The following is a 26,245-nucleotide window of genomic DNA, read 5'->3' as shown; positions in this document are numbered from 1 at the left end:
AGTGCGGCGGGTACGCCGGTGCGGTCCGATGAACGGACCCGATCAGAAAGGCCGCGCCATGCCGGAGTCCTCAGTTCGTCGGCCGCTCATAGTGCCGTCGGTATTGCCCGCCGATTTCGCCTGCCTCGGTGCGGAAGTGGGTGATCTGTGCGCGGCGGGCGTCGACCGGATCCAATGGGACGTGATGGACGGCGTGTTCGTCCCCAACCTCACCTTCGGCCCCGATGTCATCGCGTCGGCGCGTTCGCACAGCACCGTGGGGTTCGAGGCGCACCTCATGGTGGTGAATCCCGATGCGCTGCTCACCTCGTACATCGACGCGGGTTGCGAGCTGATCATCGTGCACGCCGAAGCCTGTACGCATCTGCATCGCACGCTCGCCAGGATCCGTGATCTGGGTGCGCGCAGCGGTGTCGCGGTGAATCCGCACACCCCCGCCGAGGTCGTCGCGCACGTGCTGGCCGAGACCGATCTGATCCTGGCCATGACCGTGAATCCGGGATTCGGTGGGCAGGCCTACATTCCGGCCGTCGAACCGAAGATCGCGCGGTTGCGCCGGATGATCGACGAGTCCGGGCACTGCATCGAGCTCGAAGTGGACGGCGGGATCACCGGCGACACGATCGGCGGGGCGGCCGCGGCCGGCGCCGATGTGTTCATCTCGGGATCGTGGATGTACAGCTGTCCCGAAGGCAAAGCGGCCGCGGTCAAGCGGCTTCGCGATGCCGCCACCGTTGCGGGACAGGCAGCCTGATGACCGACATCGCGCCATCGACTGTCGTGCCGTCGGTGCAGACCGATCAGCTCGCCGTCGATACCCTGCGGTTCCTCGCGGCCGACATGGTGGAGGCCGCGCAGTCCGGTCACCCAGGCATGCCGATGGGGGCGGCGCCGATGGCGTGGACCCTGTGGAGCCGGCACCTGCGCCATGACCCGGCCGATCCCGAGTGGGCCGACCGGGACCGGTTCGTGCTCTCGGCCGGGCACGGGTCGGCGCTGCTGTACGGGCTGTTGCACCTGTTCGGCTACGACCTGCCCGTCGAGGAACTGTGGCGCTTCCGGCAGCTGGGGTCGCGGACGCCGGGGCATCCCGAGTTCGGCGAGACACCCGGCGTGGAATGCACCACCGGCCCGTTGGGTCAGGGGCTGGCGATGGCGGTGGGAATGGCTCTCGCCGAGCGGATGACCGCCGCCCGGTATCCGGAGGTCACCGGGCACCGCACCTACGCGATCGTCGGCGACGGCTGCCTGATGGAAGGTGTCAGTCACGAAGTCGCCTCGTTCGCCGGGCATTTGAGGCTCGGCGGGTTGATCGTGCTCTGGGACGACAACGAGATCACCATCGACGGCGCGGTCGGGCGCTCGTGTAGTGACGATCAGGCGGCGCGGTCCGCGGCCTATGGGTGGCATACCGAAGTAGTGGCCGACGGGACCGATATCGCGGCGATCGACGCCGCGCTGATCCGGGCGAAGGGCGATCCCCGGCCGAGCTTTCTCGCGGTGCGCACGGTGATCGGTCACGGTGCGCCCGGCGTCGCCGGGACGTCGAAGGCGCACGGCTCGCCGCTGGGTGCCGAACGACTCGCACAGGCCAAAGAGCTGGCGGGATGGACTCTTCCACCGTTCATCGTGCCCGAGCAGGTCGAGGCGACGTGCGCGGTGCTGGCCTCGATCGGCGGTGCGGAACATGCGACCTGGCTCGAGGAGTTCGCGGAATTCGACGCCGTCGCGCCCGAGCGCGCCGCCGAGTTCCGGCGCGCCCGTGCGCGTCTACTGCCTGCGGGATTGCCGGACGCGCTGGAAGCCGTTGCCGCGCAGGCCCCGCGGGCCACCCGGCAGTCCTCGCAGGCGTGTTTGCACGCGGCGCTGTCGGTGATGCCGGAATTGGTGGGCGGGTCGGCCGACCTGGCCGGGTCGACCGGCACCGTGTGTGGCGAGGTGGTCCACCGCGACGACTTCACCGCCGGCGCTGTCGCTTTCGGCATTCGTGAGTTCGGGATGGCGGCGATTCTGAACGGGATGAGCCTGCACGGCGGGTTCCGGGTCTTCGGCAGCACGTTCCTGGTGTTCGCCGACTATCTGCGTCCCGCGCTGCGATTGTCGGCGTTGATGGGGCAGCCGGTGATCTATGTGCTCACCCACGATTCCATCGCGGTCGGCGAGGACGGGCCGACACATCAGCCCGTCGAGCATGTCGAGTCGCTCCGGGTGATCCCGGGGCTGCAAGTGTTGCGACCGGCCGATGATGTGGAGACCGCTCTCGCGTGGGAACTCGCGCTGAGCCGGGTCGACGGACCGACCGCGCTGATCCTGTCCCGCCAGTCGCTCCCTCAGCTCGACACCGCGGAGACCGCTACCCGGCCACGTACGGCGGGCACCGACAGTGCGCCGTCCCCGACAGTCGGCACGGTGGCGGCCAGATCATCCACACCAGCAGGCACCAGTATCGAAATCGTCGCTACCGGTTCGGAAGTCGCACCGGCGGTCGCCGCCGCCGCGCAGCTACGGGCAGACGGGTTCGACGTGCGGGTGGTGTCGGTGATGGATCGTTCGCGCTTCACCCCGGACGCCGCGGCGCACACCATCAGCATCGAGGCGGGAAGCACGGCGGGCTGGGCCGGACTGGTCGACCTGGCGATCGGTATCGACGAGTTCGGGCACAGCGGCCCCGGCGACGAGGTCATGGCCCGGCACGGTTTCACCGTGCGCGCCGTACTCGACCGGATTCGCGAATACCTCGACGGTGCACCGTGACTGCACTGCGGGCAGTGATCTTCGACGTCGACGGCACCCTGGTCGACAGCGAGCGCGACGGTCATCGGGTGGCTTTCAACGCGGCCTTCGCCGAGGCGGGGCTCCCTGATCGCTGGGAGGTCGAGGAGTACGGGACGCTGCTGAAGGTCGCCGGGGGCGCGCACCGGCTGGCGTTCTGGTTCGAACAGCAGGGCAGGCCCGTCGAGGAAGCGCGGGCGCTCGCGCATCGGTTGCACCGCACCAAGACCCGCATCATGCGGCAGATGGCAGCGGACGGGCAGATCCGTGCCCGTCCGGGCGCGCGGGAACTGATCGAACGCCTCCGGTCGCACGGTGTCCGGTTGCACGTGGCGACCACCGGCACCCGCGCGTGGGTCGACCCTTTGCTGAAGCACGCGTTCGGTGAGCCGTTCGACACCGTGACCACCGGAACCGAAGTGCCCGTCTTGAAGCCGAGCCCCGCGGTGTATCTGGATGTACTGATCCAGACCGGGTTGTCCCCCGATCAGGCAGTGGCCGTGGAGGACTCGTCCAACGGTGTGCGGTCGGCGGTGGCCGCGGGGCTGCGGTGCGTGGCCGCCCAGAACGCCTACACGCGCACCGACGACCTCTCGGCGGCGGTGCTCGTCGCCGACGGGCTCGACGACCCGGAGCTGGTGACCTGGTTCGACGACCACCTCGGGTGAGGTGGTCGTCGAATGGGGCTCAGCGGGTGCGGCCGCGACGTTCCATGAGCCGCAACAACATCGGCGTGAAGATCAGCTGCATCGCCAGGTCCATCTTCCCGCCCGGACACACGATCGTGTTCGGGCGGGACATGAACGAGTCGTGCAGCATCGACAGCAGATACGGGAAGTCGATGCCGTGCGGGTCGGCGAACCGGATCACCAGCATCGACTCATCCGGTGTCGGAATGGTACGGGCGACAAAGGGATTCGATGTATCGACCACGGGAACCCGCTGGAAGTTCACGTGGGTGCGGGAGAACTGCGGGCACATGAAGTTCACGTAGTCGTGCATGCGGCGCAGGATCGTCTCGGTCACCGCCTCGGTGGAGTAGCCGCGCTTGTCCTTGTCGCGGTGCAGCTTCTGGGTCCACTCGAGGTTGATCACCGGCACCACCCCGATGAGCAGGTCCGCGTACTGCGCCACGTCGACCTGTTCGTTGGCGACCGCGCCGTGTAGACCCTCGTAGAACAGCAGATCGGTGCCGGAGCGAAGGTCCTCCCACGGTGTGAAGGTGCCGGGTTCCTGGTCGTAGGGCGCGGCTTCCTCCTTGTCGTGCAGGTACTTTCGCACCCGACCCGTACCGGTCTCGCCGTAGCCGCGGAACAGCTTCTCCAGGTCTTCGAACAGGTTCGCCTCCGCACCGAAATGACTGAAGGTGTGGTCACCGTCCGACAGCGCACGCGCCAGCTCCTCCTTCATGCCGGCCCGGTCGAACTTGTGGAAGCTGTCGCCCTCGACGTACGCGGCGTCGATGCCTTCCCTGCGGAAGATCGAATCGAACGTGCGCATCACCGACGTTGTTCCGGCACCGGATGACCCGGTGATGGCGACGACAGGGTGCTTGGCGGACATGAATCTCCTCCTCAGGTGGTGGAACGGTAGAGACCGCGTAGACCGAACAGCGGACTCCACTGGCCGTCGGGCTCCTCGTCCGCGTCGGCGTGGTAACTCACGATGCGCGCTACCTCGTCGCGGGAACCGAAAATGAACGCGATCCGCTGATGCAGTTCGGTGGGGGCGACGTCGAGGATCCGCTCGCGACCGGTCGAGGCGAGGCCGCCGGCCTGCTCGATCAGGAAGGCGATGGGGTTGGCCTCGTAGAGCAGTCGCAATCTGCCCGCCTTGGCCGGGTCCTTCGAGTCGCGCGGGTACAGGAACACCCCGCCCCTGGTCAGGATGCGGTGGGTTTCGACCACCAGCGACGCCACCCAGCGCATGTTGAAGTCCTTCTCGCGCGGGCCCGTCGCGCCCGCCAGGCATTCGTCGATGTAGCGGCGCACGGCCGGTTCCCAGAAGCGGCGGTTGGAACTGTTGACCGCGTACTCCGAGGTGGACTCCGACAGCCGCAGGTTCTGCCCGGTCAGGAAGAACTCGCCCAGTTCGGGGTCGAGGGTGAAGGCGTGCACGCCGGTGCCGACGGTGAGCACGAGTTGCGTCGCGGGGCCGTAGATCGCGTAGCCCGCGGCGACCTGCTCGGTGCCGGGCTGCAAGAAGTCCGCCGTCGTCGCGTCGACGCCGGGGGTCGGGGCGCGCAGAATCGAAAAGATGCTGCCCACAGCGACATTCACGTCGATATTGGACGAACCGTCGAGCGGATCGAAGGCCAGGAGATATTTGCCGCGCGGATAGTCGGGCGGGATCGTATAGGGGTCGTCGAGTTCCTCCGACACCATTCCCGCCAGCTGGCCGCCCCATTCGTTGGCGCGCAGGAACAGGTCGTTGGCGACCACGTCGAGCTTCTGCTGCTGCTCGCCCTGCACGTTCACCACACCGGCGCCGCCGAGGACGCCGGTGAGCGCACCGGAGGCGATGCGTTTGGAGATCGCCTTGCAGGCCAGCGCGACATCGAGGATCAGCGAATTGAGCTCACCGCTGGAACCGGGATGGCGCCTGCGCTCTTCGATGAGGAATCGGGTCAACGTCGTGCGATCGGTCAGCATCCTTCGAGGACACCACCGAACCCCCGGGCGAACATCCACCCGGGGGGTGAATCGCGGGGGTGGTTCCCGGCGATTCGGCGCGTCAGAAGACCGGGACCGCCTGGGCGACCGAGGCGTCCTCGGACGTGTGCCGATTACGCAGCACGGTGACGCCGATGACCAGGGCCGCGGCGAGCAGGCCGGCCGCGACGGTGAACGCCAGCCGGTAACCGCTGGTCAGCGCGGCAGCATCGGACGCTCCGGCCGCCAGTTCGGTGCCGGTCCGTGCGGCGGCGAGGGTGGACAACACCGCGACACCGATCGCCATGCCGACCTGCTGGGTGGTGTTGAACAGCCCCGAGGCCAGGCCCGCGTCGTCGGCGTCGGCGCCCGACATGCCCAGCGCGGTGAGTGCGGGCAGCACCAGTCCGCCGCCGGAGACGGCCACCATCACCGGCAGCACGTCGGTGAGGTAGCCGGCGTCGACCGGGAGCCGCGTCAGCCAGGACATCCCGGCCAGCAACAGGAACAGACCGGCGATGAGCACGGCCCGCTCACCGAAGCGGGTGATCAGGCGGGCAGAGGCGAACAGCGACACCCCGCCGATGGCGACGGCGGCGGGCAGCATGGCCAGACCGGTCTGCAAGGCGTTGTAGCCCAGCACCTTCTGCAGGTAGAGCGCGACGATGATCTGGAAGGCGAACATGGCCGCGAGAGTGAGCATCTGGACCACATTGGCGCCGGAAACCGTGCGGGAGCGAAAGATTCGCAGCGGCAGCAGCGGGTTCGCCGCGGTGGCCTGACGCAGGACGAAGGCCGCGAGCAGTGCGGCCGCGAGCGCGCCGAGCCCGAGAGTGTGTGCCGAGACCCAGCCGTAGCGTTCGACTTCGACGACGGTGTAGATGCCGAGCATCAGCCCGGCGGTGACCAGGGCCGCACCCAGCACATCGGCACCGGCGGACCAGCCGAGGCCGCGATCGGCGGGCAGCGCTTTCATCGCCACCAGCACGGTCAGCACGCCGATCGGCACGTTGATCAGGAAGATCCAGTGCCAGTTCAGCGCGTCGGTGAGCACGCCGCCGAGCACCTGCCCGATCGAGGCGCCCGCGGCGCCCGTGAAGCTGAAAACGCCGATGGCGGTTGCCCGTTGGCGGGGTTCGGTGAAGATCGTCACCAGGATGCCGAGGACCACCGAGGCGGCGATCGCGCTGCCGACGCCCTGCAGGAATCGGGCCCCGACCAGCACGGCGGGGGTGCTCGCCACACCTGCCAGCACGGAGGCGGCGGTGAAGACGACGGTGCCGGTGACGAACATCGTCTTGCGGCCGATCAGGTCGCCGAGGCGTCCCGCCAGCAGGAGCAGACCGCCGAAAGCGATCAGGTAGGCGTTCACGGTCCAGCTCAGACCGGCGGGCGAGAAGCCGAGGTCCTCCTGGATCGCCGGCATCGCGACGGTCACGATACTGCCGTCGAGGATGGTCATCAGCATCGCGGCCGACAGCACCGCGAGGGCGGTGCGCTGGGACTTGGTCATGGGTCATCTCCTGCTGGAAGGAACAAGAGAGACCGTACTAGATAGTTCCGTAATAGACAATCTATAACGGACTATTGCCTCGCGCGACGCGCGGGCGCGGCTTCGACCACAGTCGACAGATGTCCTTCCACCAGGTGATGCAGTGCGCTCAGGAGGGATTCACGCTCCGCCTTCGGCAGCGAACCGAGCGCCCCCTGATGGACCCCGTCAACGATCGCGGTACTGCGCGCGGCGAGTTCCGCACCGGCCGGAGTCACCGAGATGATGCGAGCGCGGCGGTCGGTGCTCGACGGCTTCCGTTCAGCCAGACCCGCCTTCTCCAGCGCGTCGACGGTGACGACCATGGTCGTCTTGTCCATATCACCGAGCTCGGCGAGCTGAGCCTGGGTGCGCTCGGCTTCCAGCGCATGGACCAGCACGCAGTGCATGCGGGCTGTCAGCCCGATTTCGGCCAGCGCCGCTGCCATCTGGGTGCGCAGGACATGACTGGTGCGGTCGAGCAGGAAGGACAGATCGGGTTCGGTGCGCGTCGTCGCCAGGGCGGTCATACCCTCACTATAGTTTTGTCGTAGATAATCCGCATACATCCACAATTCTCGCCGATCTCGCTCAGACCCGAAGGAGCTTCCTATGGACATCGTCGCCCCGGCGGTAGCCGAAGCCGTGCGCGCCGACGAGGTGCGAGCCGCCGGATTCGTCGCGGGCTGCGCCGAACGGATGGCACAGCTGTTCACCGGATCGCGCGGGCCGGACGAGGCGCGTGGCGCCGACCTCGACCTGTTCGTCCGGGCGATGGACGCCCTCTGGACCGACGACACGACGGCGGCCGACTTCGGGGCGTTCGGCGATGCCGTCGAGCGGCTCCCCGAGCTCGCTTCGGACGACGACGATCCCCCCGTCGACTCGTCGGACATCGCGGCGACCCTCGCGGTGATAGCGCTCGTGCACGCGACCCGATACCGGGCGACCGGGGACGCCGAGGAAGCGCTGGCGTGCGGACACGTATGCCTGACGGCGATGGCACTGATCGACCAGAACACCCCGGCGTCTCATCTGCGCGAGGACGAGGACGGGTACCAGTCGCGCGATATCGAGCCGGAGGAGACCGACCCGGCCCGGCGGCGCGCGGCCGCTCGCGAGATCAGCCGCGCGCGGCTGGCCGTGGTGTTTTCGAGTGCGCGGGAATGACATCGGACCGCGGTCCGTTTACTAGGGCACCGCAACCCGAAGAGAGGTTCACATGGAACTGGGGCTCACCACCTTCGCCGAGCTGTACCCGACCGGCGACCGGCCCGCGCCGACCGCCGCCGAGCGGCTGCGCCAGGTGGTCGACGAGGCCGTCGCGACCGAGGCCGCCGGGCTCGATGTGTACGGCGTGGGTGAACATCACCGCCGGGATTTCGCCGCATCCTCCCCCGCTGTGGTCTTGGCTGCCGCGGCCGCACGGACCGAGCGCATCCAGTTGACCAGCGCGGTGACCGTGCTCAGCTCCGATGACCCGGTGCGCGTATACCAGGACTTCGCGACGCTGGACGGGCTGTCGAACGGGCGGGCGGAGTTGATGGCGGGACGCGGGTCGTTCACGGAGTCGTTCCCGCTGTTCGGGTACGACCTGTCCGACTACGACGCGCTCTTCGAAGAGAAGCTGGCGCTGCTGCTGCGAGTGCGCGAGGAGGGACCGGTCACGTGGACGGGCCGATTCCGGGCGCCGCTGCACGACGCGACGGTGTATCCGCGCACCGACGATCGCCCGCTGCCGGTGTGGATCGCGGTCGGCGGCAGTCCCGAATCCGTGATCCGCGCCGGGCTGCTCGGCCTGCCGCTCGCCCTCGCGATCATCGGCGGCCAGCCCGCGCGGTTCAAGCCGCTGGTGGAGCTGTATCACCGGGCACTCACCGAAGGCGGGCACGAGAAGCAACCGGTGGCGGTACACGCGCACGGCTATGTCGCCGACACCGACACGCGAGCCGTCGCCGAGTTCTACGAGCCCTACGCCGGGGCGATGTCGGTCATCGGCCGGGAGCGTGGCTGGGGACCGATGACGCGCGACCAGTTCGACGCGCTGCGCTCGCAGAGCGGTTCGCTGTTCGTCGGCACCCCCGACTACGTGGCCGACAAGATCGCCGAGGTCCGCGACACCCTCGGCCTCGACCGCTTCATGCTGCACACCAGCGTCGGGACGCTGCCGCCCGAGCAGGTGCTGCACAGCATCGAACTGCTGGGCACGAAGGTGGCCCCGCAGGTGCGGTGAGAAAGGTCTATTCGAGTGCCGGGTCGGCACCGGCGGTCCGGGCGGCCCGGCGTTCTCGCCTTCGTCGGCGGTACCGGCTGATTCGGCTGGCGCACAGGTAGACCACCCACAAACCGACGGCCAACAGGACGGCGGCGATCACCGCGGCCAGCACCGGGAAGAACACCGCGAGAGTCAGGACGCCGCCGACCGTGAGGTCCTCGGCGGTGCTCACCGCGATATTGGTGACCGGTTCCGGCGAGGTGTTGATCGCCATCCTGGTGCCCGCTTTGACGATGTGGCTGAGCAAGGCGGTCGTCCCACCCACCGCCGCGGCGAACATCGTGGGCAGGGAATCGTCCTGCCCCGCGATCAACGCCGAGACGACCGCGCCCGACGCGGGCCGCACCACCGTGTGCACCGCGTCCCAGAACGAGTCGAGGTACGGAATCTTGTCCGCGACAGCCTCGATCAGGAACAGCGCCCCGGCGGCCACGAGCACATCGGTGCGCTGCAGCCCCGGCGGCACGTCACCCGCCCACCCGATCCGCCCGAACAACCCCAGCAGAAACACCACCGCGTACGCGTTGATACCGCTGGCCCAGCCCGCGGTGAAGATCAGAGGGAGCACCGACACCCGCTCAGCCTAAGCCCGCCTGCCGACACCGCGCGGCAATGACGTTCGGCGGAAATATCTAGCAGCGCTAGACAAGCTAGCGAGCAACTGCTACCGTTGCTTCATCATCTAGCGCTGCTAGATATCGAGGAAAAGGGAACCCGAAATGCTCATCGTCACCGGCCAGATCATCGCCACCGCCGCCGTTCTCGCCAATGCCGTCGTCTACGGCACCGATGTCTGCGCGGCCGTGATCATGCGGTCGGTGTACCGCAAGCTCGATGACGCGACCGTCACCATCAGCGCGGGTTGGGGTCACTACTACGGCGACCGACGCATGCCGGTTGTCGGCGCGGGTGGTGTGATCACCGCGGTACTCACTCTCCTCATCGCGCTGCTGGCCGGGCAGATCGGCGCCGCGGTGGCCGCGGGGATCGCGGTGGCCGCGCTGCTCACCTGGCTCACCCTCTACGTCCGCATCGCCAAGCCGATCAACGCCAGGCAGACCGCCGCCGCGCAGAGCGGCATCATTCCGGCCGATGCCCGTGCGTTGCAGGACAAGTGGGACAGCATCCTGAAGTACCGGGTCACTCTGCAGTTCGTCGCCATCGCCGGACTGTGCGCCGCGCTGATCCTGTTCTGATATCGAATTCCGAATACGCTTCCACGGCTCATCACCAGCAATCTTCTTCGACGAGTCGAAGCACAGGGAAATCAACTCGTCCGCAAATCATCCGAGTAACGTTTCCGATCACCTGGCGATTTCTCAGACAACATCGATTCAGGAGGTTCGAAATGCTTTCTGTGAAGAGACTCGCCGCGGGTGCGCTCGTTGCCACCGCCACTGCTTCCGCCGTCATCGTCGGTGGCGGCGTGGCCCAGGCCGACGTACCGGTCTGGCAGGCCAACTGTCACGTGTACAACATCTTCAACACCGGCGGAATGGCCAATTGCGAACTGCCGACCTGGCACCAGGTGAAACTCACCTGTGTCGCGTGGCCGGTCCCGTTCGTCTACTGGAAGTACGGCCCCGCGCAGTACGGACAGAACCAGTCGTGGGCCAGCTGCGACTCGCTCAACGCCTTGGTCGGCATCGAGGTCATTCAGGCGTAGGCCACGCACCCTGCAATCGAGCAGCACCCCACTCGCCTCGTTGTTACCGTGGATTCATGGTCAGTGCGGCATCCACCCGGCGACGCGAAGAGCTCCGTGACTTCCTGCGATCGCGGCGGGAGCGGATCGGACCGGGCGAAGCGGGTCTGCCGGTAGCGGGGCGACGGCGAACCCCCGGCCTACGGCGCGAAGAAGTCGCGATGCTGGCCCGGGTGAGATGTCGGTTACACACTCCTCAAATGTCCGATGTGTGAAACACTCCTCTGATCGCCGACTGCTCGCTTGAACGGCGTGGAGGAGACGGTCGCGTATATCAATGGCGGGTACTTCCGTCTGGTGTTAGGCTCATGCGTCCGAGTTAGACGTGGTGCGAAAGATTGGGAGGTGAGTTGATGATCGCGGTGAAGACCGCTGCCCTGTGCAGCGCCCGGACCATCCTCACGTCCCGGGCCCCGGTCTGACGGATTTCCATCGCCGATAGCGGCGCGAGCCGTGTCGGCTCGCAGCCGCAGTAAATCGGCGTTCGAGCCGGGGCCCCCTTTCCCAAGGGTCTCACTATGTATTCATCTTCTCCGTCCTCATCCGATCTATCCGCGCTCGGTTGGGACGACTCGTTCGCTGCGCTGTTCGTAGCGCATGCGTCCGCTGGTCTGGTTCCGGCTCGCGTCGTGCGGGTCGACCGCGGCCGCTGTGACACATTGACCGCATCGGGCGCTGTCCGCGCGGCCAGCGCGGCCGTGGCCTCCCTCGACCCCGCCCATACTGTGTGCACAGGCGACTGGGCAGCGATGCGGCTGGAGCCGGAGCCGGAACTGTTGGCACTGCTGCCACGGCGCAGCGCGATCACCCGGGCCTCGTCGGATCGAACCTCCCACCAGCAGGTCTTGGCGGCCAACGTCGACACCGTCGCCATCGCCGTCTCGCTCGCGGCACCGCTGAACGCGGGCCGGGTCGAGCGGCTACTGGCGCTGGCGTGGGACAGCGGTGCGAAACCGGTCGTCGTACTCACCAAAGCCGACGTCGTCGACGATCTCGACGCAGCTTTGGCCGTTCTCACCTCGCTGGCACCCGGCGTGGACATCGTCACCACCAGCGCCACGACAGGTGCGGGTCTAGATCTTCTGTCGGAGGTGGTGACCGGGACCACGGTCCTGCTCGGCCCGTCGGGCGCGGGAAAGTCCACCCTTGCCAACGCCCTGCTCGGTCGAGAGCATATGGATACCAGCGAAGTTCGGGTCGGCGACGGCAAAGGTCGGCACACCACCGTGCACCGCGAGTTGCTGCCGCTACCCGGCGGTGGGGTGCTCATCGACACTCCGGGCTTGCGAGGTATCGGCTTGCAAGATGCCGCCGACGGGGTGGAGCGGGTCTTCGCCGAGATCGAGGCCTACGCCCGCGACTGCGCCTTCGGTGATTGCGAACATCGCAGTGAACCAGGCTGCGCGGTACAGCAAGCCGTAGTCGCCGGCATGTTGGATGTGAGCAGGCTCGACCGGTACCGCAAGCTGTTACGCGAAAGCGCACGGGCCGCGGACCGCGGAAACAGCCGCGAGTCGAGCAAGCGCAGCAAAACCAAAAAGGTGATCACGCGGGATCTACGCGCGACCTATCGATTCCGCGACCGCCAGCGCGAACGCTGACACCGATTGTGGCAGGCCGCAGCCAGGGTCCTCCCGGCTGCGGCATCTGCGGCAGGCACTTCAGTCACGCAGACCGGCCACTCACCACACCGCCTGACTCACCACACCGAAACGGAGAAAACTGTTTTGAGCACTCAGAATAACTGGACCGCCCGCGCCGAGACCAACGGCGACATAGCCGCGATCCGCAAGATCAACCTCGCCGCATTCGACACCGCCGAGGAGGCCGACCTCGTCGACGCTCTGCGCGCCGATCCGGCGTGGATAGACAGCTTGTCGATCCTCAGCGCAGGACCCGACGGCGAGCCTGTCGGTTACGCATTGCTGACTCGCTGTCACGTCGACGACACCCCGGCGCTATGCCTGGGACCGTGCGCGGTGCTGCCCGAGTACCACAGGACCGGGGCGGGCTCCGCTGCCATCCGTGCCGCGCTCGAGGCCGCTGAGCGGGCGGGCGAGCACTTCGTGATCGTTCTCGGACATCCGACCTACTACCCGCGGTTCGGGTTCACCCGCGCCTCGGAGTACGGCATCCGCCTCAGTATCGATGTCCCCGACGAGGCATTGATGGCACTGAGTCTCGACTCCGAGCGGTTGCCCAGCGGCACCGTCCGCTACGCAGCACCCTTCGGCATCTAACCGAGCAGAAACACTCCGCTCAGCCCTATCCCGTTGTCCTGGGCCGACCTGCAGACATGCAGGTCGGCCCCAGGGGCGGGCCGGTATCCCATGCCTCCGAGAGATTCCCGCATGGCGGGATCCCATTCCAACCCCGTCATCGACGCCCTTTTCGCCCTCCATCACATCATCCGTTCCTTATCGAGCTCGCAAGCATGGCGGCAGCCTCTCCGACACTTGCAATGCCGCCGGCGCGCAGCCTTGATCGCCTGACCGGGTAGGTGGTGGAACTGAGCGAGGAATTCTGACGTGTTCTTTGCGCTGCTCAGGCGACGTGGAGTACGTAGCACGCACGTCTCACCGGGGTCGGGGTGTCTTGGTACACCTGGTTGGAGCAGGGGCGTGACATCACGGTGTCGGGTGAGGTGCTCGATGCGGTGGCGGGGGTGTTGCGGCTGAGTGCGGCGGAGCGGGCGCATCTGTATGTGCTGGCCGGGCTCAATCCGCCGGTGGCGCGGGGGTCCGCGGCGGAGGTGACCGCGGAGATTCGGGCGCTCATCGATGGGTGGGTGCGCGGACCCGCGGTGGTGCGGGATCGATACTGGAACATCTTGGCGTTCAACGTGCTTGCGGGGCGGGTGTTCGGGTGTGACGATGGCGAGCCGCACAATTGCCTGGTCACGTTCTTCACCAGTCCGCGCTATCGCGGGCTGCCCGACCTGTGGGCCGATGCCGCACCGGGTGTGGTCGCCGCCTATCGCGCGGACGCGGCCCTCGTCCCGCGGGACGACGAATTCCAGCGCGTAGCAAGCGAACTCGCTGCCGCCGAGCCGGCGTTCGCCGAACTCTGGGAGCGCCACGATGTCGGTGCGCCGCTGCAAGCCGTGAACGCCCTGCACCACCCGGAAGCCGGGGATCTCTACTTCGACGCCACCACGCTCACTATCGCCGACCATCCCCACTGGTCACTGGTGCTCTACAACCCGAAACCGAATACCGACACCGCCGACCGCCTGGCTGCCCTCCCCCGACTGCGCCTCTCCGAATCCGCGTAGCGATCCATCGCGCGGGTGCGGAGCCGGATCGGCGCGACAGTTGCCGGCCGTCCAGCAGTACCGTCGATCCTGGTGGTGACACACCCCTGATAACCGCGCACTGCCTGCTCGAGCTGCCGCCCGCCAGGCTGAATTCATGACACACAACGGTTCTCGATTCGATGGCAAGACCGCGCTGATCACGGGCGGTAGTAGTGGAATGGGGTTGGCTACCGCGCATCGTCTGATCGCGGAGGGAGCTCGGGTCGTGGTGACGGGCCGGGACAAGAAGCGCCTCGACGCGTCGGTCGCCGAGCTCGGTGGGCAGGCGCACGGAATCGCCGGTGATGCCACCGATCTCGATGATCTCGACAACCTCGCCGCGGCGGTGGCCGACCGCTTCGGGCACCTCGATCTCCTGTTCGCCAACGCGGGCATCGGCTCGTTCCAGACGATCGAGCAGGTCACCGGCGAGCTCTTCGATCAGGTGATCGGCAGCAATCTCAAAGGCGCCTTCTTCACCATTCAGAAGACTCTGCCGCTACTGCCCGACCACGCCTCGATCGTCATCAACGCCTCCTTCGGCCTACACCTCGGTGTCCCGGGCGCTGCCCTCTACTCCGCGAGCAAAGCGGCCGTCCACAACCTGACCCGCGCGCTCGCCGCGGAATTGGCGCCCCGGCGAATCCGGGTGAATGCGGTCAGCCCCGGCTACATCGACACCCCGGCCTTCCGCGCGGAGCTCTCCGAAGCCGCTCAGCAGGGGGTCGCGGCCCTGTCCCCGCGGGTCGCGTGGGCACCGCCGAAGACGTCGCCGCCGCCGTCGCCTTCTTGGCCTCGGCCGACGCCGCCTTCGTCAACGGCCACGACCTGCGCGTGGACGGCGGGCTCACCGCAGTCGGCGCATCGGCGCTGTCGTAGTCCCGCTCAGCGCAGCGCCGCGCGTCCACGTATCCGGCCGAGCACCACCAGCACCACCAGCGTGACCACGACCAGGACCGTGGTTCCGGCCGCGGCGTCGAAGACTTCGCCGCGGTCGGTCTGCGCGAAGATGCTGACGGGCAACGTCTTCCAGGTGGCGGGGTAGACCATGATGGTGGCGCCGAGCTCGCCCATGGAGAGGGCGACCGCCAGGCCCGCTGCCGCGCCGAGAGCGGGTAACAGCAGCGGCAGGGTGATCTGGCAGAGGACGCGAACGGGGCCCGCGCCAAGGGATTCCGCGGCCTGCCGGTAGGCGGGGTCGAGCCGATCGAGCGCGGCGGAGACCGCGCTGAAGGCGTAGGCCAGAACCAGGACCGCGTGGGCGACGATGACGATCCACTTGGTACCGCCGAGGAGCAACGGGCGTTCGTTGAAGGCGATGAGGACGCCGAGACCGACCGCTACCGAAGGGACGGCGACCGGGAGGTGGAAGACGGCGTCGGTGAGACGGCGCAACCAGGTGGGCGCCTCTCGGGAGGCCAGGGCGGCCCAGGTGCCGAGAACGAGGGAGATCGCGCCGGCGAGCAGGGCGGTTTGCAGGCTCACCGAGAGGCTGGCCGCCTGTTCGCCGCTGAGCGCGTTGCCGATATTGGTGAAGCCGAGGTCCGACGGCAGTGGGCCGGTCCAGCTGCCTGCCAGAGCGGCGGCGATCACGGTGGCGATCGGGGCGACGAAGACCACCGCGACCACCAGCCCGAACACGCCGAGTACCAGCGCTTTTCCGCGGGGAGTCCAGACGAGCACGATCATTGCTCCTTCGGGCGGGCGATGAACCGGGCGAACACGAACCGGTAGACGAGGTAGAGCCCCAGCGAGAGCAGCACCTGCACCGAGGCCAGCACCGCCGCACCGGGCAGGTCGAAGGTGACGATGCCCCGGGTGTAGATCAGCGCGGGCAGCGTGATGACGCCCTTGGCGCCGGTGAACAACACGATGCCGAACTCGTTTAGCGTGAGCAGCAGCACCAGCGACCCGCCCGCCGCGAGCGCGGGCCACGCCTCGGGCAGCACGACCTGACGCAGTACCCGCCACGGCGAAGCGCCGAGACTCGCCGCCACATCGAGCTGTTCACGGGGCATCTGCGCGAACGCGGCCAGCACCGGGCGCACCACGAACGGGGTGAAGTAGGTGATCTCGGCCAGGATCACACCGAGCGGGGTCGTCAGAAAGTCGATGACCGGTGTGGTGGCGCCGGTCAATTCGGCGATCAGGGCATTCACCGCGCCCGCCGTCCCGTAGAGGAAGGTGAAGGCGAGGGTGATCAGGAACGAGGGCAACGTCAGGATCGTGTCGATGAGCCTGCCGACCAGACCGGATCCGGGGAACGGCACGAAGGCCAGCACGATCGCCAGGAACGTGCCGAGCACCAGACACCCCGCCGTGGCACACACGGCGATGGAAACGGTGCGCCACAACGCTTCCCGAAACGCTTCGGACCCGAGCACCGATGTCCACACCTCGGTGCCGCGCCCGGTCGGCGTCTGTGTGGACTCGGTGAGCACCCGCAGAATCGGATACCCCGCGATTCCGAGCACCACGAGCACCGGCGGCAAGGTCCACAGGATCGGCAACCACGACCGACGAGGTGCGCGATCTTTCGACGGCGGCGACGCGTCGGGCCGATCGAGAACGACAGCGCTCACGACAGCACCTCGCTGATGCGCTGTTCGCGCACGATCGCCTTCATGACTGATCCTCCGCGGAATCGGAATTGCCGGCCGTAGTGGATGTCTCGCCGATCGCGCGAGGGATGAGCACACCCGCCGGGTCCGGAAGCCTCACCCCGACAACGGCACCGACTTCGGTCGTGAAGTGCCCCGGCACGTCAGCGGAGAGCGTGCCGGGCAGCCCGTCGACGGACAGCTCGACCCGGGTCGTGGCACCACGCCATACCGAGGTCGACACCGTGGCGCGCAAGGCATCCCGCTCGCCGGGTTTGCCGACGGTGATCGTGTGCGGGCGGATACACAGCAGGGCCGCGTCGTCGGGCGCCCACTCCGCCAGTCCCACACCGGGTTGCGGCGCCTGCGCGCGCAAAGTGTTGGTGCCCGCGGTGACCAGGGCGGCGGTGCCGGTGACGTGGTTGACAGTGCAGGGCACCAGGTTCGCGCCGCCGAGGAACCCCGCGGTGAAGTCGGTGGGCGGGCGCTGCCACAGGTTTTCGGCCGTATCGATGTCGACGAGGCGGGAATCGCGCATCACCGCGATCCGATCCGCCAGCGCCAGCGCCTCGGCCTGATCGTGGGTCACGTACAGCATGGCGGTGTCGGGCAACGCTTGTCGCAGCGCCTGCAACTCGCCGAGCATCGAATGACGCAATTGCGCGTCGAGCGCGGCGAGCGGCTCGTCGAGCAGCAGCACGCCGGGCTTGATGGCCAGCGCACGGGCGATCGCCACCCGCTGCTGCTGGCCACCGGACAACTCACGCGGGAGCCGCTGCGCGTAACTGCCCATGCCGACCATGTCGAGCGCCTCGGCGACCCGCGCGGCGATCTCCGCGCGCGGCACCCGATGCGATTTCAGGCCGAACGCCACATTGCTGTGCACGGTCATGTGCGGGAACAACGCGTAGGACTGCACGACGACACCGATCCCGCGCTTGGCGGGCGAGAGATCGGTGACGTCGCGGCCCGCCAGCCGGACCGCGCCCGAGGTGGGCCGGACGAAACCGGCCAGGGCCTTGAGCGCGGTCGACTTGCCCGAACCACTCGGGCCCAGGAGCGCGACGGTCTCACCGACGGCGACGCGCAGGGTGAAATCGGCCAGCGCGACGGCGGCCTTGCGGCCGCGGCCGTAGCTGACCCCGACCCGGTCGAACACGATCGCGGGTTCGGTGGTTGCCGCCACGGACAGGGCGGATTTCATCTGGAGGTCACCGTCGGACATCGTCAACTCCCTTGTGTCACAGCCGCAGTCAGCTGCCGGTTGCCTTCTGGTACGCCGCGACATCGGCGTCCAGCTCGGTCAGCACCTTGTTCCAGTCGACCGGGACCACCTCGACCCCCGTCATGGCGGCGGCCGGACCGCCGTCGGCCGGGGCAGGCACATCGGTGCGGGGCGACACGGCGAACGCCTCGGGGCCCAGCTTCGCCTGCGCGGCCGGGGCCATCAGGAAGCTCATCAGCTTGGTGGCGTCGGCCTTGTGCGGCGCGCCCTTGGCCAGACCCATCATGTACGGGACGGCCACGGTGGAACGCTTGCCCGCGGCGGCCGGGAAGAAGACGTTGAACTTGGAGCCCTTCTCCTTCACCGTGGTCAGGTTCATCTGCACGTCACCGTTGGCGATGAGCAGTTCACCCTTGTCGACCTTGGCCTGCAGCTTGCCGGTCGAGGACGACGGGCCGACATTGTTGGCCTGCAACGCGGCCAGGTAGTCGAGCGCGCCCTGCTTGCCGCGCAGCTGCTGCAGCAGCACCAGCACCGCGGTGCCGTCACCGGCCTGGCCGGGAGTGGAGTACTGCAGCTTGCCCTTGTACTCCGGCTTCAGCAGGTCTTCCCAAGTGAGCGCCGAGGCGTCGACCGCGGGGTTGGCGATGAAGCACAGGAAGTTGTTGGCCAGGGTCACATAGCTGCCCTCGGCGTCCTTGGCCGCGGCGGGAACAGCGGCGGTGTCGATGCCGCTGGGCTGCAGCAGACCCGACTGCTTGGCCTTCTGGATGAACGGCGGCAGCGTGACGACGACGTCGGCCTGCGGGTTGGACTGTTCCTTGTCGACCCGGTTCACGACCTCGCCGGAGCCTGCCTCGACCAGGTTGACCGCGATGCCGGTTTCCTTGGTGAACGCGTCGAACTGGGACTTGTACCAGCCACCGACACCGTCGGCGGAGTACACGGTGACGGTCTTGCCGTCCGCGGATTCGGTACCGGTGCCACCGCAGGCGCCGGTGAACGCGACGGCGGTGACGCCGGCCAGCAGCAGCGCGGCCTTGGACAGGCGGCGCGCGGTGAGGGAAGTACGCACGATGACAGCAACTTTCGTTTCAGATGTCGGGGGAATCGCAGGGGTGGGTGGATCGGAGGGCGACGCCGCGGCGAATACCGCGACGGCAGGTCTTGTGAGCGAGCACCAGCTCTCAGTGCGCGAGCACCAGCGCCGGGAATTCGGCGACCGACGCCACGACATGGGTGGCACCGGCGGCGCGCAGCTGCTCGGCGGTGTGCGTGCCGGTCAGGGTGCCCGCGACGATGCCCGCGCCGGCGGCCAGACCGGTGGCGATATCGCTGGTGGTGTCACCGAGCACGGCGATCCGGTCGACGGCGTCGACGCCGAGGCGCAGCGCGGCGGCCAGCACCATGTCGGGGTACGGGCGGCCGCGTCCGGCGTCGGACGGCGCGAGGGTGAGGTCGACCAGGTCGCCCCAGCCCAGCGCGGCGAGGAGTTTGTCCTGCGTGCTCCGGCTGAATCCGGTGGTCAGCGCGACCCGGACGCCGGCGTCACGCAGTGCGGTGATCGCTTCCACCGCACCGGGAATCGGCGCGATATCGGCCTCGTCGACCAGCGCCTCGTAGGCGGATTCGAAGGCGCGGTTGGCGTGGTGGGCGGCGGCCTCGTCACCGTCGAGCAACGCGCGGAACACCTCGATCTTGGACTGGCCCATGGTGTCGACCACGTAGCGGCGAGCCTGTTCCCGGCGCGGGCCCGCCGGCTCGATCCCGGCGGTGGTGGCGGCACTCTCGAAGGCGCGCAACACCAGTCCGCCGTCGGCGACGGTGGTGCCTGCCATGTCGAGGGCGGCGAGCTGAATCTTGTTGTTCGACACAGTTGTTCCTCACAGTCCGATCTGGTCGGCGGTTTGTTCGCCGATGGCGGGGCCGAGCGTCATACCGCGACCGCCGGGGCCGGTGACGACCCAGACGTTGGTATCGGCTCGCACCCGGGTGACGACGACACCGGGGTCGACGCTCTGGCTGTAGACGCCCGCCCAGCGCCGCACGATCGGCGGCAGCTTGCGGCCGAGCAATTCCTCGGTCACCTCGGTGAGGTGGTCATAGGGCGCTTCGTCGACGTCGAAGGCGAACGGCTCGATGTACTCGTGGGTGTCGCCGATGGTCAGGCCACCGTGCAGGCGCTGCACGCACAGCAGCTGCATCTTGTGCTCGGCGGCGGTCGCGGTCTGCGATTGCTCGGCGGCCAGCGAATCCACCTGCGGGCCCGCGAAACCCGGGTAGTAGCGGAAGCTGTCGCCGTCGGCGATCGCGGTGGTGAGCGGCTCGCCCAGCGGGGCGGTCTGCATCATCTGCAACCGCACGCGGCGCACGGGCAGTTCGCCCGCCAGCTCGCGGGTGAGCCCGGAGTGGGCGGCGCCGGGGCAGTGGATGACGAGGTCGGCCTCGTGGCGGCGACCGTGATCGTCGACGACCACCGCACCGGAACCGGTGTCGAGGACCGCGCGGGCCTCGGTGCCCTCATGAAAGGTGTAGCGACCGGAGGCGGCCATGTGGGCGCGCAGCGCGGGCAGCGCTTGCCGCGACTCCACCGCGGCATCGGTCGAGCAGTGCAGGCCCGCGAGGTATTTGCCGCGCACCGCCGGGTTGATCGCGCGCACCTGGTCGGGGTCGAGCAGGGTGAACCCGCGGGCATCGGCGGAATCGCCGGCCGCCGCGGCCTCGGCGACAGCGAGTTCGGCGGGGGTACGCACCAGCGTGATCGAACCGGCGGGCCGGAAGCCGACGCCTGCGACCCGGCCGCCGATCTCCTCCCACAGCTCGCGCGAACGCAGCGTCAGCGCGAGCTCGTTCGCCGACCGACCCGAGACCCAGACCAGGCCGAAGTTGCGGACCGTCGCGCCGCGGGCTTCGCGTTCGCGTTCGAGGTGGACCACCTCGTGCCCACGGGCTATCGCCGCCCAGGCGTGTGCGGTGCCGAGGATCCCTCCACCGATGATGACCAATCGCATGCCACCGATAGTGGCAAATGGTCTAGACCGATAGGTGTGGGCCGCGAGAACGGCAAGTTAATTTTTGGTATAGACCAATCCGGGTAGGGTGGGCAGCATGGATTCGCCGCAGACGACCCGAGTTCCGAAGGTGTTCCTGGTTCGCACCGAAATCGATCTGCTGCTGGCCGATCTCACCGAGGGCGACCCGGTGCCCTCCGAACGCGACCTCGCCACCCGCTTCGGCGTCGCCCGCGAGACCGTGCGACAGGCACTGCGAGAACTGCTGGTGGAAGGCAGGATTCGCCGTCAGGGCCGCGGCACGGTGATCTCGCGCCCCAAGCTCACGCAGCCACTGTCGCTGCGCTCCTATACCGAGGGCGCGATCAGCCTCGGCCGCACCCCCGGCCGCATCCTGGTCGCCTGGGAAGACGTCGCCGCGGACGCGGCGACGGCCACCGACCTCGAGGTGGAGCCGGGCACCGAGGTGATGCACCTGGAGCGGGTACTGCTCGCCGACGGTGAACGTGTCGGACTGGAGAGCACCTACCTGCCACTGCACCGCTTCGCCGCCCTGCGCGGCAGCTATGACCCCACCACTTCGCTGTACGCCGCGATCCGCGCCACCGGCGTCGAACTCGCCGGTGCGCGCGAACGCATCGAAACCGTCCTCGCCGCCCCGAGAGAGGCGGGTCTACTCGAATGCACCACCGCACTACCGATGTTGCTGCTGCATCGGCGCAGTGTCGATGCCGACGGCGCACCCATCGAACGGGTGCGCTCGCTCTACCGTGGTGACCGCATCGCCTTCGAGGCGAGACTGTCACCGGAGCCGGCGTAGCCCCTTACTGCTCGGGCAGCCGTCGCCGTCCACCGGCCACATCGGTGACCAGATCTGTGTAACCGTCCACAAGCTCGGCAAGGTGGTACCAGTGCTTGTGGGTGTTGTCGCTTCGCGCGCCGTCGATGTCGATCGCCTGATTGGCATCCACCCAGCTACGCGCCATCCGGTCGACGACCGCACCGAGACTTTCGGTGTGCAGCGAGGCGCCGTTGCGATGCAACGGGATCTCCTGGACACACCAGTCGTTGATATCGTCGACGAGTTCACTTCGACGGCAATCGATCTCGGCGATCAATGCCGTGTCACGCACCTGCCCCCGCCGTTCGTGCAGTTCAGCGAGTGCGTGCGCTGACCGCAACAATTCGCGATCTTGAAATCGCCGCCCCTGAAATGCGCACAACAACTGCGGAGCGGTGGGCAGTATCCCCATCACCGGCGCGCTCATCGTACGGCCCCGAATTCACCCGACACCCAAGATTTGTCTACCAACATGATTGGCTCTCGATTCGGTTATCCCGGTCATCTGTTTGGATTGTTCGCAACCAGGCTAACTGGATCATGCTCGCTCAGAAGGCGAAACGCAAGATTGCGTTATCACTCCTGCAGTAAAGCCGCCCTGACAGAACCGGGAGTCACATGCGCAGCGCCGCACGGTCTTCCGGCGTGCCTCGCGGACTCGCCGAACACCATTGCAGACCCTATGCCGCTGTCTTCGCCGAACGCGTGACATGGCGGCCTTGCAGCGCAATAATGCGTTTCATGGCAGGCAAGCGCACGACCCTGACCGTCCGGCTCCGCAGGCTCGCAGCCATGTTGCGCGAGTTGCGCGAAAGCGCCCAGCTGAGCAAGGAAGACGTCAGCGCGCGAACCGGAATCAACGTCACCACGCTGTACCGGATCGAAATGGCGCAGGCGCGCCCACAACGTCGCACTCTCGGTGCCATGCTCGACCTGTATCAGGTCGACGACAAAATGCGCGAGGAAGCACTCAGCCTGCTGACCGACGCGTTGAAACCCGGCATGTCGCGGCCTTACGAAGGCGCGGTGTCGGAGGTGTATGCGAATTACATCAACTTCGAGGCGGAAGCGTTGTCGGCCAGGCAATACCAGACCTCGACGGTGCCCGGCCTGCTGCAGACCTTCGAGTACGCCGCCGCCGTGATCGACACCTCGATGCCACGCCTGGATGCTTCGGTGATGGAGAGCCGGGCGCAGGCGCGCATGGATCGCGCGATCAACCTCACCAAGGACGACCCGCTGGAATTGTGGGTGGTGATGGACGAGGCGGCGATCCGCAGGGTGGTCGGCGGACCCGCCACGATGGCCGGCCAACTCGATCGGCTGCTCGACGAGACCAAGCGCAAGAACGTGATCCTGCAGGTACTTCCGTTCGACGCGGGCGCGCACCCCGGCATGGCGGGCTCGTTCACGCTGCTCGACTTCCGCAATCCCGTCGACCCCGAACTGGTGTACGTGGAGAGTATGTCCGTGCACGACCTGGTCGAGGGGCACTCGGAGATCCGCCGGTTCGGCGTGATCTTCGACCAGCTGCGCGCGATGGCGCTGAGTCCGCGCGATTCGGCGAAGCTGATCACCGAGGCACGGGACGCGATCACCCGGTCCGCGTCCGCTCAGTAGCGGCTGGCACGGCGGAAACCGATCGCGGCCGGTAGAGCGAAGATCGCGATCGCGCCGAGCGACCACGCCAGGGTGGCCAGCAGCGGGCCGCGCACCGGCCCGCCGAGCGAGAGTCCGCGCATGGTGTCGATGGCGTGCGTGAGTGGGTTGTGCTCCACGATCGGGCGCGCCCAACCGGGATAGGCGGCGAGCGGGACGAACCCGGTGCTGAAGAACATCAGCAACGATGAGCCCAGCGAAACAACCTCCACCAGTGCCGCTTTCGCGGTGTACACCGCCAGTGCGGTGACCATCGTCGCGAAGCCGAGCCCGTACAGCACCGGGATGGCGAACAGGGCGATCGCGGCAGGCACACCCTGGGTGAAGCGGAATCCGAGCGCGATGCCGACCGCGAAGATCACCATGGTGCACACCAGGATCCGGACGCCTTCGGCCAGGACGCGCGACAGCAGACCCGAGGCGCGATGGACCGGCAGTACCCAGAATCGGGAGAGCAGTCCCTCGTCGCGCTCGCGGCCCAGGGTGACGGCTCCGGCCAGGGAACCCGACATCACCCCGACCAGTGAGACCATCGGGACCGACCCGTAGAGGGCGTCGGCGCCCGCGAACGACGACACCTGCTTGCCCAGGACTGCATTGAGCATCACCAGCAACAGCGCGGGGAAGAACAGGGCCTGCGTCACGGTCAACGGGTCCCGACCCCAGCGAGTCAGCAGGCGCCGAGTCTGGATCACAGTCTGCGGTAGCAGCATTCGCAGCGACTCGCTGTGCCGCGCGAGGGCGGGCAAGGGCAGAGTTGTCATGCGACCCGCCGGGCGGCATGACGCCAGGACAGACCGCCGCAGACCACCAGGATGCCGAGCGCCCAGGCCAGGCCGGGGCCCAGCGTCGCGAGGTCGACGGTGCCCGCGTCGCCGGTGGAATCGCCCGCCAGCGCGCGCAGACCGTCGACGAACTGGGAGACGGGCTGGTTGCGGGCGAAACCCTGGATCCAGCTGGGAAATTGGCTCGCGGGGGCGAAGCCGGTGGACACCATGCCGAAGATCAACTGCGGCAGGACGAGGATCTGGGTGGTGGCCTCGGGACTGGAGGACAGGCTGCCGAGCAGATCGGCGCCGCAGCACAGCGCCGTCGCGATCAGCAGCGAGAACGCGAGAAAACCGACTGTGTGCCACCAGCTTCCGTAGAAGCGGAAACCGATGACGGCGCCGCAGACGAGCGCGGCGCCGACCGCGATCACCGCGCGATGGGCGGCCACGGTGATCCTGGCCGCGAACGGGACCCACCGTGGCATCGGCAGGGTCGCGAACCGGACGTCGAGGCCGTCGCGGGCATCGGTGGCGGCGCGGAACGCGGCCGCGATGGCGCAGAACGCCACGGCCTGCATGACGATCATCGGCATCAGGAACTGGGCGTAGCTGCTCAGGCCGTGCCCGTAGACGGTCATCACGAGGTTGAGCGGGACGTAGAAGCCGAGGGTGAACACCGCGGGGGCGAGCAGGGCGGTGAAGATCTCACCGGTGCGCCATGCCGGGCGGATCAGCCGTCGCGCGAGTACCCACCACTGGGTGAACGCCACCGCGGGCGCGCGGTCGGTGGCGAGCTCGTCGGCGGTCTGCACGCCACCATCGTGGTCGATGTGCGCTGTGGCGCCGGGGAACCCGGTCAGCATGTCGTGCGCGCGAAGGGCGGGGTGGTCGCGAGGATCCGGGCGATCTCGGAGAGGACCTCGGGTGCGGTGAGTTCGTCCGGGGTGGCATCGAGGACGAAGCCGGTGACCGCACCCTCGACGTAGGGACGCCACCGGCGAACCGTGGCGCCGGGGTCGAGGCGATCGGTGCCGCCGGGCTCCCGGCCCGGGATGCACACGGTGAGGTCGCCGGGAAGCCACGAGGGTCGATGTCCGGACACCATGCGTGCGGCTTTGGCGCTCAGGTCGGCGAGGCGGTCGAGATCGTCGCCGGTGATGTCGATCGTTCCCGCCATGGCGGCGTTGATCGCCGCGGCGGTGTCGTCGGAGGTCGAGGCGGCCGTGCCCTCGACAGCCGCGTCGAGGGCCGGGGTCTCGGCGCCCAGCAGCGAGGCGAGACGGTCGGCCGACAGCGGCGCCGGGGCGGGGGCTTCGGGGTCGGTAGCGAGAACGACGACGCGGACTTGCTCGCCGGCCGCGCGGAGTCGAACCGCGACTTCGTGGGCAGCGAAACCCCCTGCGGACCAACCGAGTAGCTGGTACGGGCCGTGTGGGGAGATGCGGCGAATCTCGGCGAGACAGCGGGTGGCGTAGTCGCGGATCGTGCGCGGATCGGTGCTCGCCTGCAGGCCGTAGATCGGGACGCGAGGATCGATGTGGGCGACCAGGCCCACATAGTTCCAGGCCAGGACCGCTTCCCCGGCCAAACAGAACAGCGGTGCGCCGTCGACAGAGGTGGTGCGCGGGCGGATCGGCAGCACCATCGCCGTCGCCGCGGACTCGGCACGCTCGTCGACGGCCGACTCCGCCGAACAGGAATCGGGCCGACCTGCCGTCCACCCGCAGGCGAACGGCAGGTCGGCCGGATCGTCAACAGTGCTCACAACAAATGATACGTCGCACGAAACCCTCAGCAGCCCAATACTTTCGGGGGCTTCCGCCGCAGACCGACTGCGCATCCGAACTCCTTCGCCGACCCGACCACAGATGGTGTGAGTTCCACTGTCGCGCGGGACGGCCCCGGCCCCA

General features: G+C 68.0%; 28 protein-coding genes and 3 pseudogenes. 16 read left to right on the top strand and 15 right to left on the bottom strand.

All coding sequences use genetic code 11. The annotated features are described in order from the left end of the window. Positions 1 to 28 precede the first annotated feature (28 nt). Genes rpe through ACFVJ5_RS18565 form a run of 3 tightly spaced genes read left to right on the top strand, consistent with a single transcriptional unit; the run spans position 29 to position 3,440 of the window. Positions 29 to 754, top strand: a complete 726-nt coding sequence (gene rpe / locus ACFVJ5_RS18575) for a ribulose-phosphate 3-epimerase (RefSeq protein ID WP_379221538.1) — start codon at positions 29 to 31, stop codon at positions 752 to 754. Next, on the top strand, positions 754 to 2,754 hold the full coding sequence (gene tkt / locus ACFVJ5_RS18570; protein ID WP_379221536.1) for a transketolase: 2,001 nt from the start codon (positions 754 to 756) through the stop codon (positions 2,752 to 2,754). Before rpe ends, tkt begins: the two co-directional genes overlap by 1 nt. Next, positions 2,751 to 3,440 (top strand): HAD family hydrolase, encoded by a 690-nt coding sequence (locus ACFVJ5_RS18565; protein WP_379221534.1) that lies wholly within the window; start codon positions 2,751 to 2,753, stop codon positions 3,438 to 3,440. The genes tkt and ACFVJ5_RS18565 overlap by 4 nt, the downstream gene beginning before the upstream one ends. Before the next feature lie 19 nt (positions 3,441 to 3,459). Here the strand turns inward: ACFVJ5_RS18565 and ACFVJ5_RS18560 are convergent, their stop codons facing one another. From ACFVJ5_RS18560 to ACFVJ5_RS18545, 4 genes are all read right to left on the bottom strand, one after another. After that, a complete protein-coding gene (locus tag ACFVJ5_RS18560; protein WP_379221532.1) occupies positions 3,460 to 4,335 on the bottom strand; it encodes a phosphoribulokinase in 876 nt (291 codons plus the stop codon). 11 nt (positions 4,336 to 4,346) lie between these two features. Further along, complete coding sequence (locus ACFVJ5_RS18555) at positions 4,347 to 5,423, bottom strand: class 1 fructose-bisphosphatase (protein ID WP_379221530.1); 1,077 nt, start codon at positions 5,421 to 5,423, stop codon at positions 4,347 to 4,349. 82 nt (positions 5,424 to 5,505) lie between these two features. Then, a complete protein-coding gene (locus ACFVJ5_RS18550; RefSeq protein ID WP_379221528.1) occupies positions 5,506 to 6,936 on the bottom strand; it encodes a DHA2 family efflux MFS transporter permease subunit in 1,431 nt (476 codons plus the stop codon). 71 nt (positions 6,937 to 7,007) lie between these two features. Beyond that, complete coding sequence (locus ACFVJ5_RS18545; RefSeq protein ID WP_379221526.1) at positions 7,008 to 7,484, bottom strand: MarR family winged helix-turn-helix transcriptional regulator; 477 nt, start codon at positions 7,482 to 7,484, stop codon at positions 7,008 to 7,010. An 82-nt stretch (positions 7,485 to 7,566) separates the two neighbouring features. On the opposite strand from ACFVJ5_RS18545, the gene ACFVJ5_RS18540 reads away from it, so the two are divergent. Both ACFVJ5_RS18540 and ACFVJ5_RS18535 read left to right on the top strand, forming a co-directional pair. Continuing rightward, complete coding sequence (locus ACFVJ5_RS18540) at positions 7,567 to 8,124, top strand: hypothetical protein (RefSeq protein WP_379221525.1); 558 nt, start codon at positions 7,567 to 7,569, stop codon at positions 8,122 to 8,124. 52 nt (positions 8,125 to 8,176) lie between these two features. Next, positions 8,177 to 9,187, top strand: a complete 1,011-nt coding sequence (locus ACFVJ5_RS18535; RefSeq protein ID WP_379221523.1) for an LLM class flavin-dependent oxidoreductase — start codon at positions 8,177 to 8,179, stop codon at positions 9,185 to 9,187. A gap of 7 nt (positions 9,188 to 9,194) precedes the next feature. Here ACFVJ5_RS18535 and ACFVJ5_RS18530 read toward each other — a convergent pair whose 3' ends face one another. Further along, the gene (locus ACFVJ5_RS18530) at positions 9,195 to 9,803 is read right to left on the bottom strand and encodes a DUF4126 domain-containing protein (protein ID WP_379221521.1); all 609 of its coding nucleotides are present in this window, start codon (positions 9,801 to 9,803) and stop codon (positions 9,195 to 9,197) included. Between the two features lie 145 nt (positions 9,804 to 9,948). On the opposite strand from ACFVJ5_RS18530, the gene ACFVJ5_RS18525 reads away from it, so the two are divergent. From ACFVJ5_RS18525 to ACFVJ5_RS18485, 9 genes and pseudogenes are all read left to right on the top strand, one after another. Next, a complete protein-coding gene (locus tag ACFVJ5_RS18525) occupies positions 9,949 to 10,425 on the top strand; it encodes a DUF1772 domain-containing protein (protein ID WP_379221519.1) in 477 nt (158 codons plus the stop codon). Positions 10,426 to 10,577: 152 nt separating this feature from the next. Beyond that, complete coding sequence (locus tag ACFVJ5_RS18520; RefSeq protein ID WP_378655185.1) at positions 10,578 to 10,895, top strand: hypothetical protein; 318 nt, start codon at positions 10,578 to 10,580, stop codon at positions 10,893 to 10,895. A 56-nt stretch (positions 10,896 to 10,951) separates the two neighbouring features. Further along, positions 10,952 to 11,128, top strand: a pseudogene (locus ACFVJ5_RS18515) (transcriptional regulator); the annotation flags it as partial. Positions 11,129 to 11,452: 324 nt separating this feature from the next. After that, on the top strand, positions 11,453 to 12,535 hold the full coding sequence (rsgA, locus tag ACFVJ5_RS18510; protein ID WP_379221517.1) for a ribosome small subunit-dependent GTPase A: 1,083 nt from the start codon (positions 11,453 to 11,455) through the stop codon (positions 12,533 to 12,535). Between the two features lie 126 nt (positions 12,536 to 12,661). Further along, on the top strand, positions 12,662 to 13,174 hold the full coding sequence (locus tag ACFVJ5_RS18505; RefSeq protein ID WP_379221515.1) for a GNAT family N-acetyltransferase: 513 nt from the start codon (positions 12,662 to 12,664) through the stop codon (positions 13,172 to 13,174). Positions 13,175 to 13,515: 341 nt separating this feature from the next. After that, a pseudogene (locus ACFVJ5_RS18500) lies at positions 13,516 to 13,623 on the top strand (transcriptional regulator); the annotation flags it as partial. Then, a complete protein-coding gene (locus ACFVJ5_RS18495) occupies positions 13,600 to 14,208 on the top strand; it encodes a transcriptional regulator (protein WP_379221914.1) in 609 nt (202 codons plus the stop codon). The pseudogene ACFVJ5_RS18500 and the gene ACFVJ5_RS18495, both read left to right, overlap by 24 nt. A gap of 136 nt (positions 14,209 to 14,344) precedes the next feature. Continuing rightward, a pseudogene (locus ACFVJ5_RS18490) lies at positions 14,345 to 14,869 on the top strand (SDR family NAD(P)-dependent oxidoreductase); the annotation flags it as partial. 110 nt (positions 14,870 to 14,979) lie between these two features. Further along, positions 14,980 to 15,108 carry an SDR family oxidoreductase gene (locus ACFVJ5_RS18485; RefSeq protein ID WP_379221912.1) on the top strand — a complete coding sequence of 43 codons (129 nt, stop codon included), beginning with the start codon at positions 14,980 to 14,982 and terminating at the stop codon, positions 15,106 to 15,108. A gap of 6 nt (positions 15,109 to 15,114) precedes the next feature. Here ACFVJ5_RS18485 and ACFVJ5_RS18480 read toward each other — a convergent pair whose 3' ends face one another. The 6 genes from ACFVJ5_RS18480 to ACFVJ5_RS18455 form a co-directional block, all read right to left on the bottom strand. After that, positions 15,115 to 15,912: an ABC transporter permease gene (locus ACFVJ5_RS18480; RefSeq protein WP_379221910.1), complete on the bottom strand. Its 798-nt coding sequence runs from the start codon at positions 15,910 to 15,912 to the stop codon at positions 15,115 to 15,117. Positions 15,913 to 15,914: 2 nt separating this feature from the next. Then, entirely contained in the window at positions 15,915 to 16,811 is an 897-nt protein-coding gene (locus ACFVJ5_RS18475) for a 2-aminoethylphosphonate ABC transporter permease subunit (RefSeq protein WP_379221513.1), read from the bottom strand. A 40-nt stretch (positions 16,812 to 16,851) separates the two neighbouring features. Next, positions 16,852 to 18,054 (bottom strand): ABC transporter ATP-binding protein, encoded by a 1,203-nt coding sequence (locus ACFVJ5_RS18470; RefSeq protein WP_379221511.1) that lies wholly within the window; start codon positions 18,052 to 18,054, stop codon positions 16,852 to 16,854. A gap of 28 nt (positions 18,055 to 18,082) precedes the next feature. Further along, positions 18,083 to 19,129 carry a 2-aminoethylphosphonate ABC transporter substrate-binding protein gene (locus tag ACFVJ5_RS18465; RefSeq protein ID WP_379221510.1) on the bottom strand — a complete coding sequence of 349 codons (1,047 nt, stop codon included), beginning with the start codon at positions 19,127 to 19,129 and terminating at the stop codon, positions 18,083 to 18,085. Positions 19,130 to 19,241: 112 nt separating this feature from the next. Continuing rightward, a complete protein-coding gene (locus ACFVJ5_RS18460) occupies positions 19,242 to 19,928 on the bottom strand; it encodes a phosphonatase-like hydrolase (protein WP_379221508.1) in 687 nt (228 codons plus the stop codon). Between the two features lie 9 nt (positions 19,929 to 19,937). Continuing rightward, a complete protein-coding gene (locus tag ACFVJ5_RS18455) occupies positions 19,938 to 21,065 on the bottom strand; it encodes a TIGR03364 family FAD-dependent oxidoreductase (RefSeq protein ID WP_379221506.1) in 1,128 nt (375 codons plus the stop codon). Between the two features lie 97 nt (positions 21,066 to 21,162). On the opposite strand from ACFVJ5_RS18455, the gene ACFVJ5_RS18450 reads away from it, so the two are divergent. Continuing rightward, entirely contained in the window at positions 21,163 to 21,885 is a 723-nt protein-coding gene (locus ACFVJ5_RS18450; RefSeq protein ID WP_378626415.1) for a GntR family transcriptional regulator, read from the top strand. Between the two features lie 4 nt (positions 21,886 to 21,889). On the opposite strand, the gene ACFVJ5_RS18445 is transcribed toward ACFVJ5_RS18450, so the two are convergent. Beyond that, a complete protein-coding gene (locus ACFVJ5_RS18445) occupies positions 21,890 to 22,249 on the bottom strand; it encodes a DUF4254 domain-containing protein (protein WP_101468584.1) in 360 nt (119 codons plus the stop codon). Between the two features lie 398 nt (positions 22,250 to 22,647). On the opposite strand from ACFVJ5_RS18445, the gene ACFVJ5_RS18440 reads away from it, so the two are divergent. Further along, a complete protein-coding gene (locus ACFVJ5_RS18440; protein ID WP_378655165.1) occupies positions 22,648 to 23,526 on the top strand; it encodes a helix-turn-helix domain-containing protein in 879 nt (292 codons plus the stop codon). On the opposite strand, the gene ACFVJ5_RS18435 is transcribed toward ACFVJ5_RS18440, so the two are convergent. The 3 genes from ACFVJ5_RS18435 to ACFVJ5_RS18425 are packed head-to-tail and all read right to left on the bottom strand — an operon-like array spanning position 23,520 to position 26,100. After that, complete coding sequence (locus ACFVJ5_RS18435) at positions 23,520 to 24,329, bottom strand: ABC transporter permease (protein ID WP_379221503.1); 810 nt, start codon at positions 24,327 to 24,329, stop codon at positions 23,520 to 23,522. The two genes, ACFVJ5_RS18440 and ACFVJ5_RS18435, sit on opposite strands and share 7 nt — an antisense overlap. Continuing rightward, positions 24,326 to 25,198: an ABC transporter permease gene (locus ACFVJ5_RS18430; protein WP_379221501.1), complete on the bottom strand. Its 873-nt coding sequence runs from the start codon at positions 25,196 to 25,198 to the stop codon at positions 24,326 to 24,328. The genes ACFVJ5_RS18435 and ACFVJ5_RS18430 overlap by 4 nt, the downstream gene beginning before the upstream one ends. Then, on the bottom strand, positions 25,192 to 26,100 hold the full coding sequence (locus ACFVJ5_RS18425) for a thioesterase domain-containing protein (protein ID WP_379221500.1): 909 nt from the start codon (positions 26,098 to 26,100) through the stop codon (positions 25,192 to 25,194). Before ACFVJ5_RS18425 ends, ACFVJ5_RS18430 begins: the two co-directional genes overlap by 7 nt. Positions 26,101 to 26,245: the final 145 nt, after the last annotated feature.

The sequence above is a fragment of the Nocardia sp. NPDC127606 genome, from assembly GCF_042671725.1.
Lineage (GTDB): Bacteria > Actinomycetota > Actinomycetes > Mycobacteriales > Mycobacteriaceae > Nocardia.
Note: the sequence above shows the minus strand (reverse complement) of the source record. Positions and strands in the feature narration are given on the sequence as shown.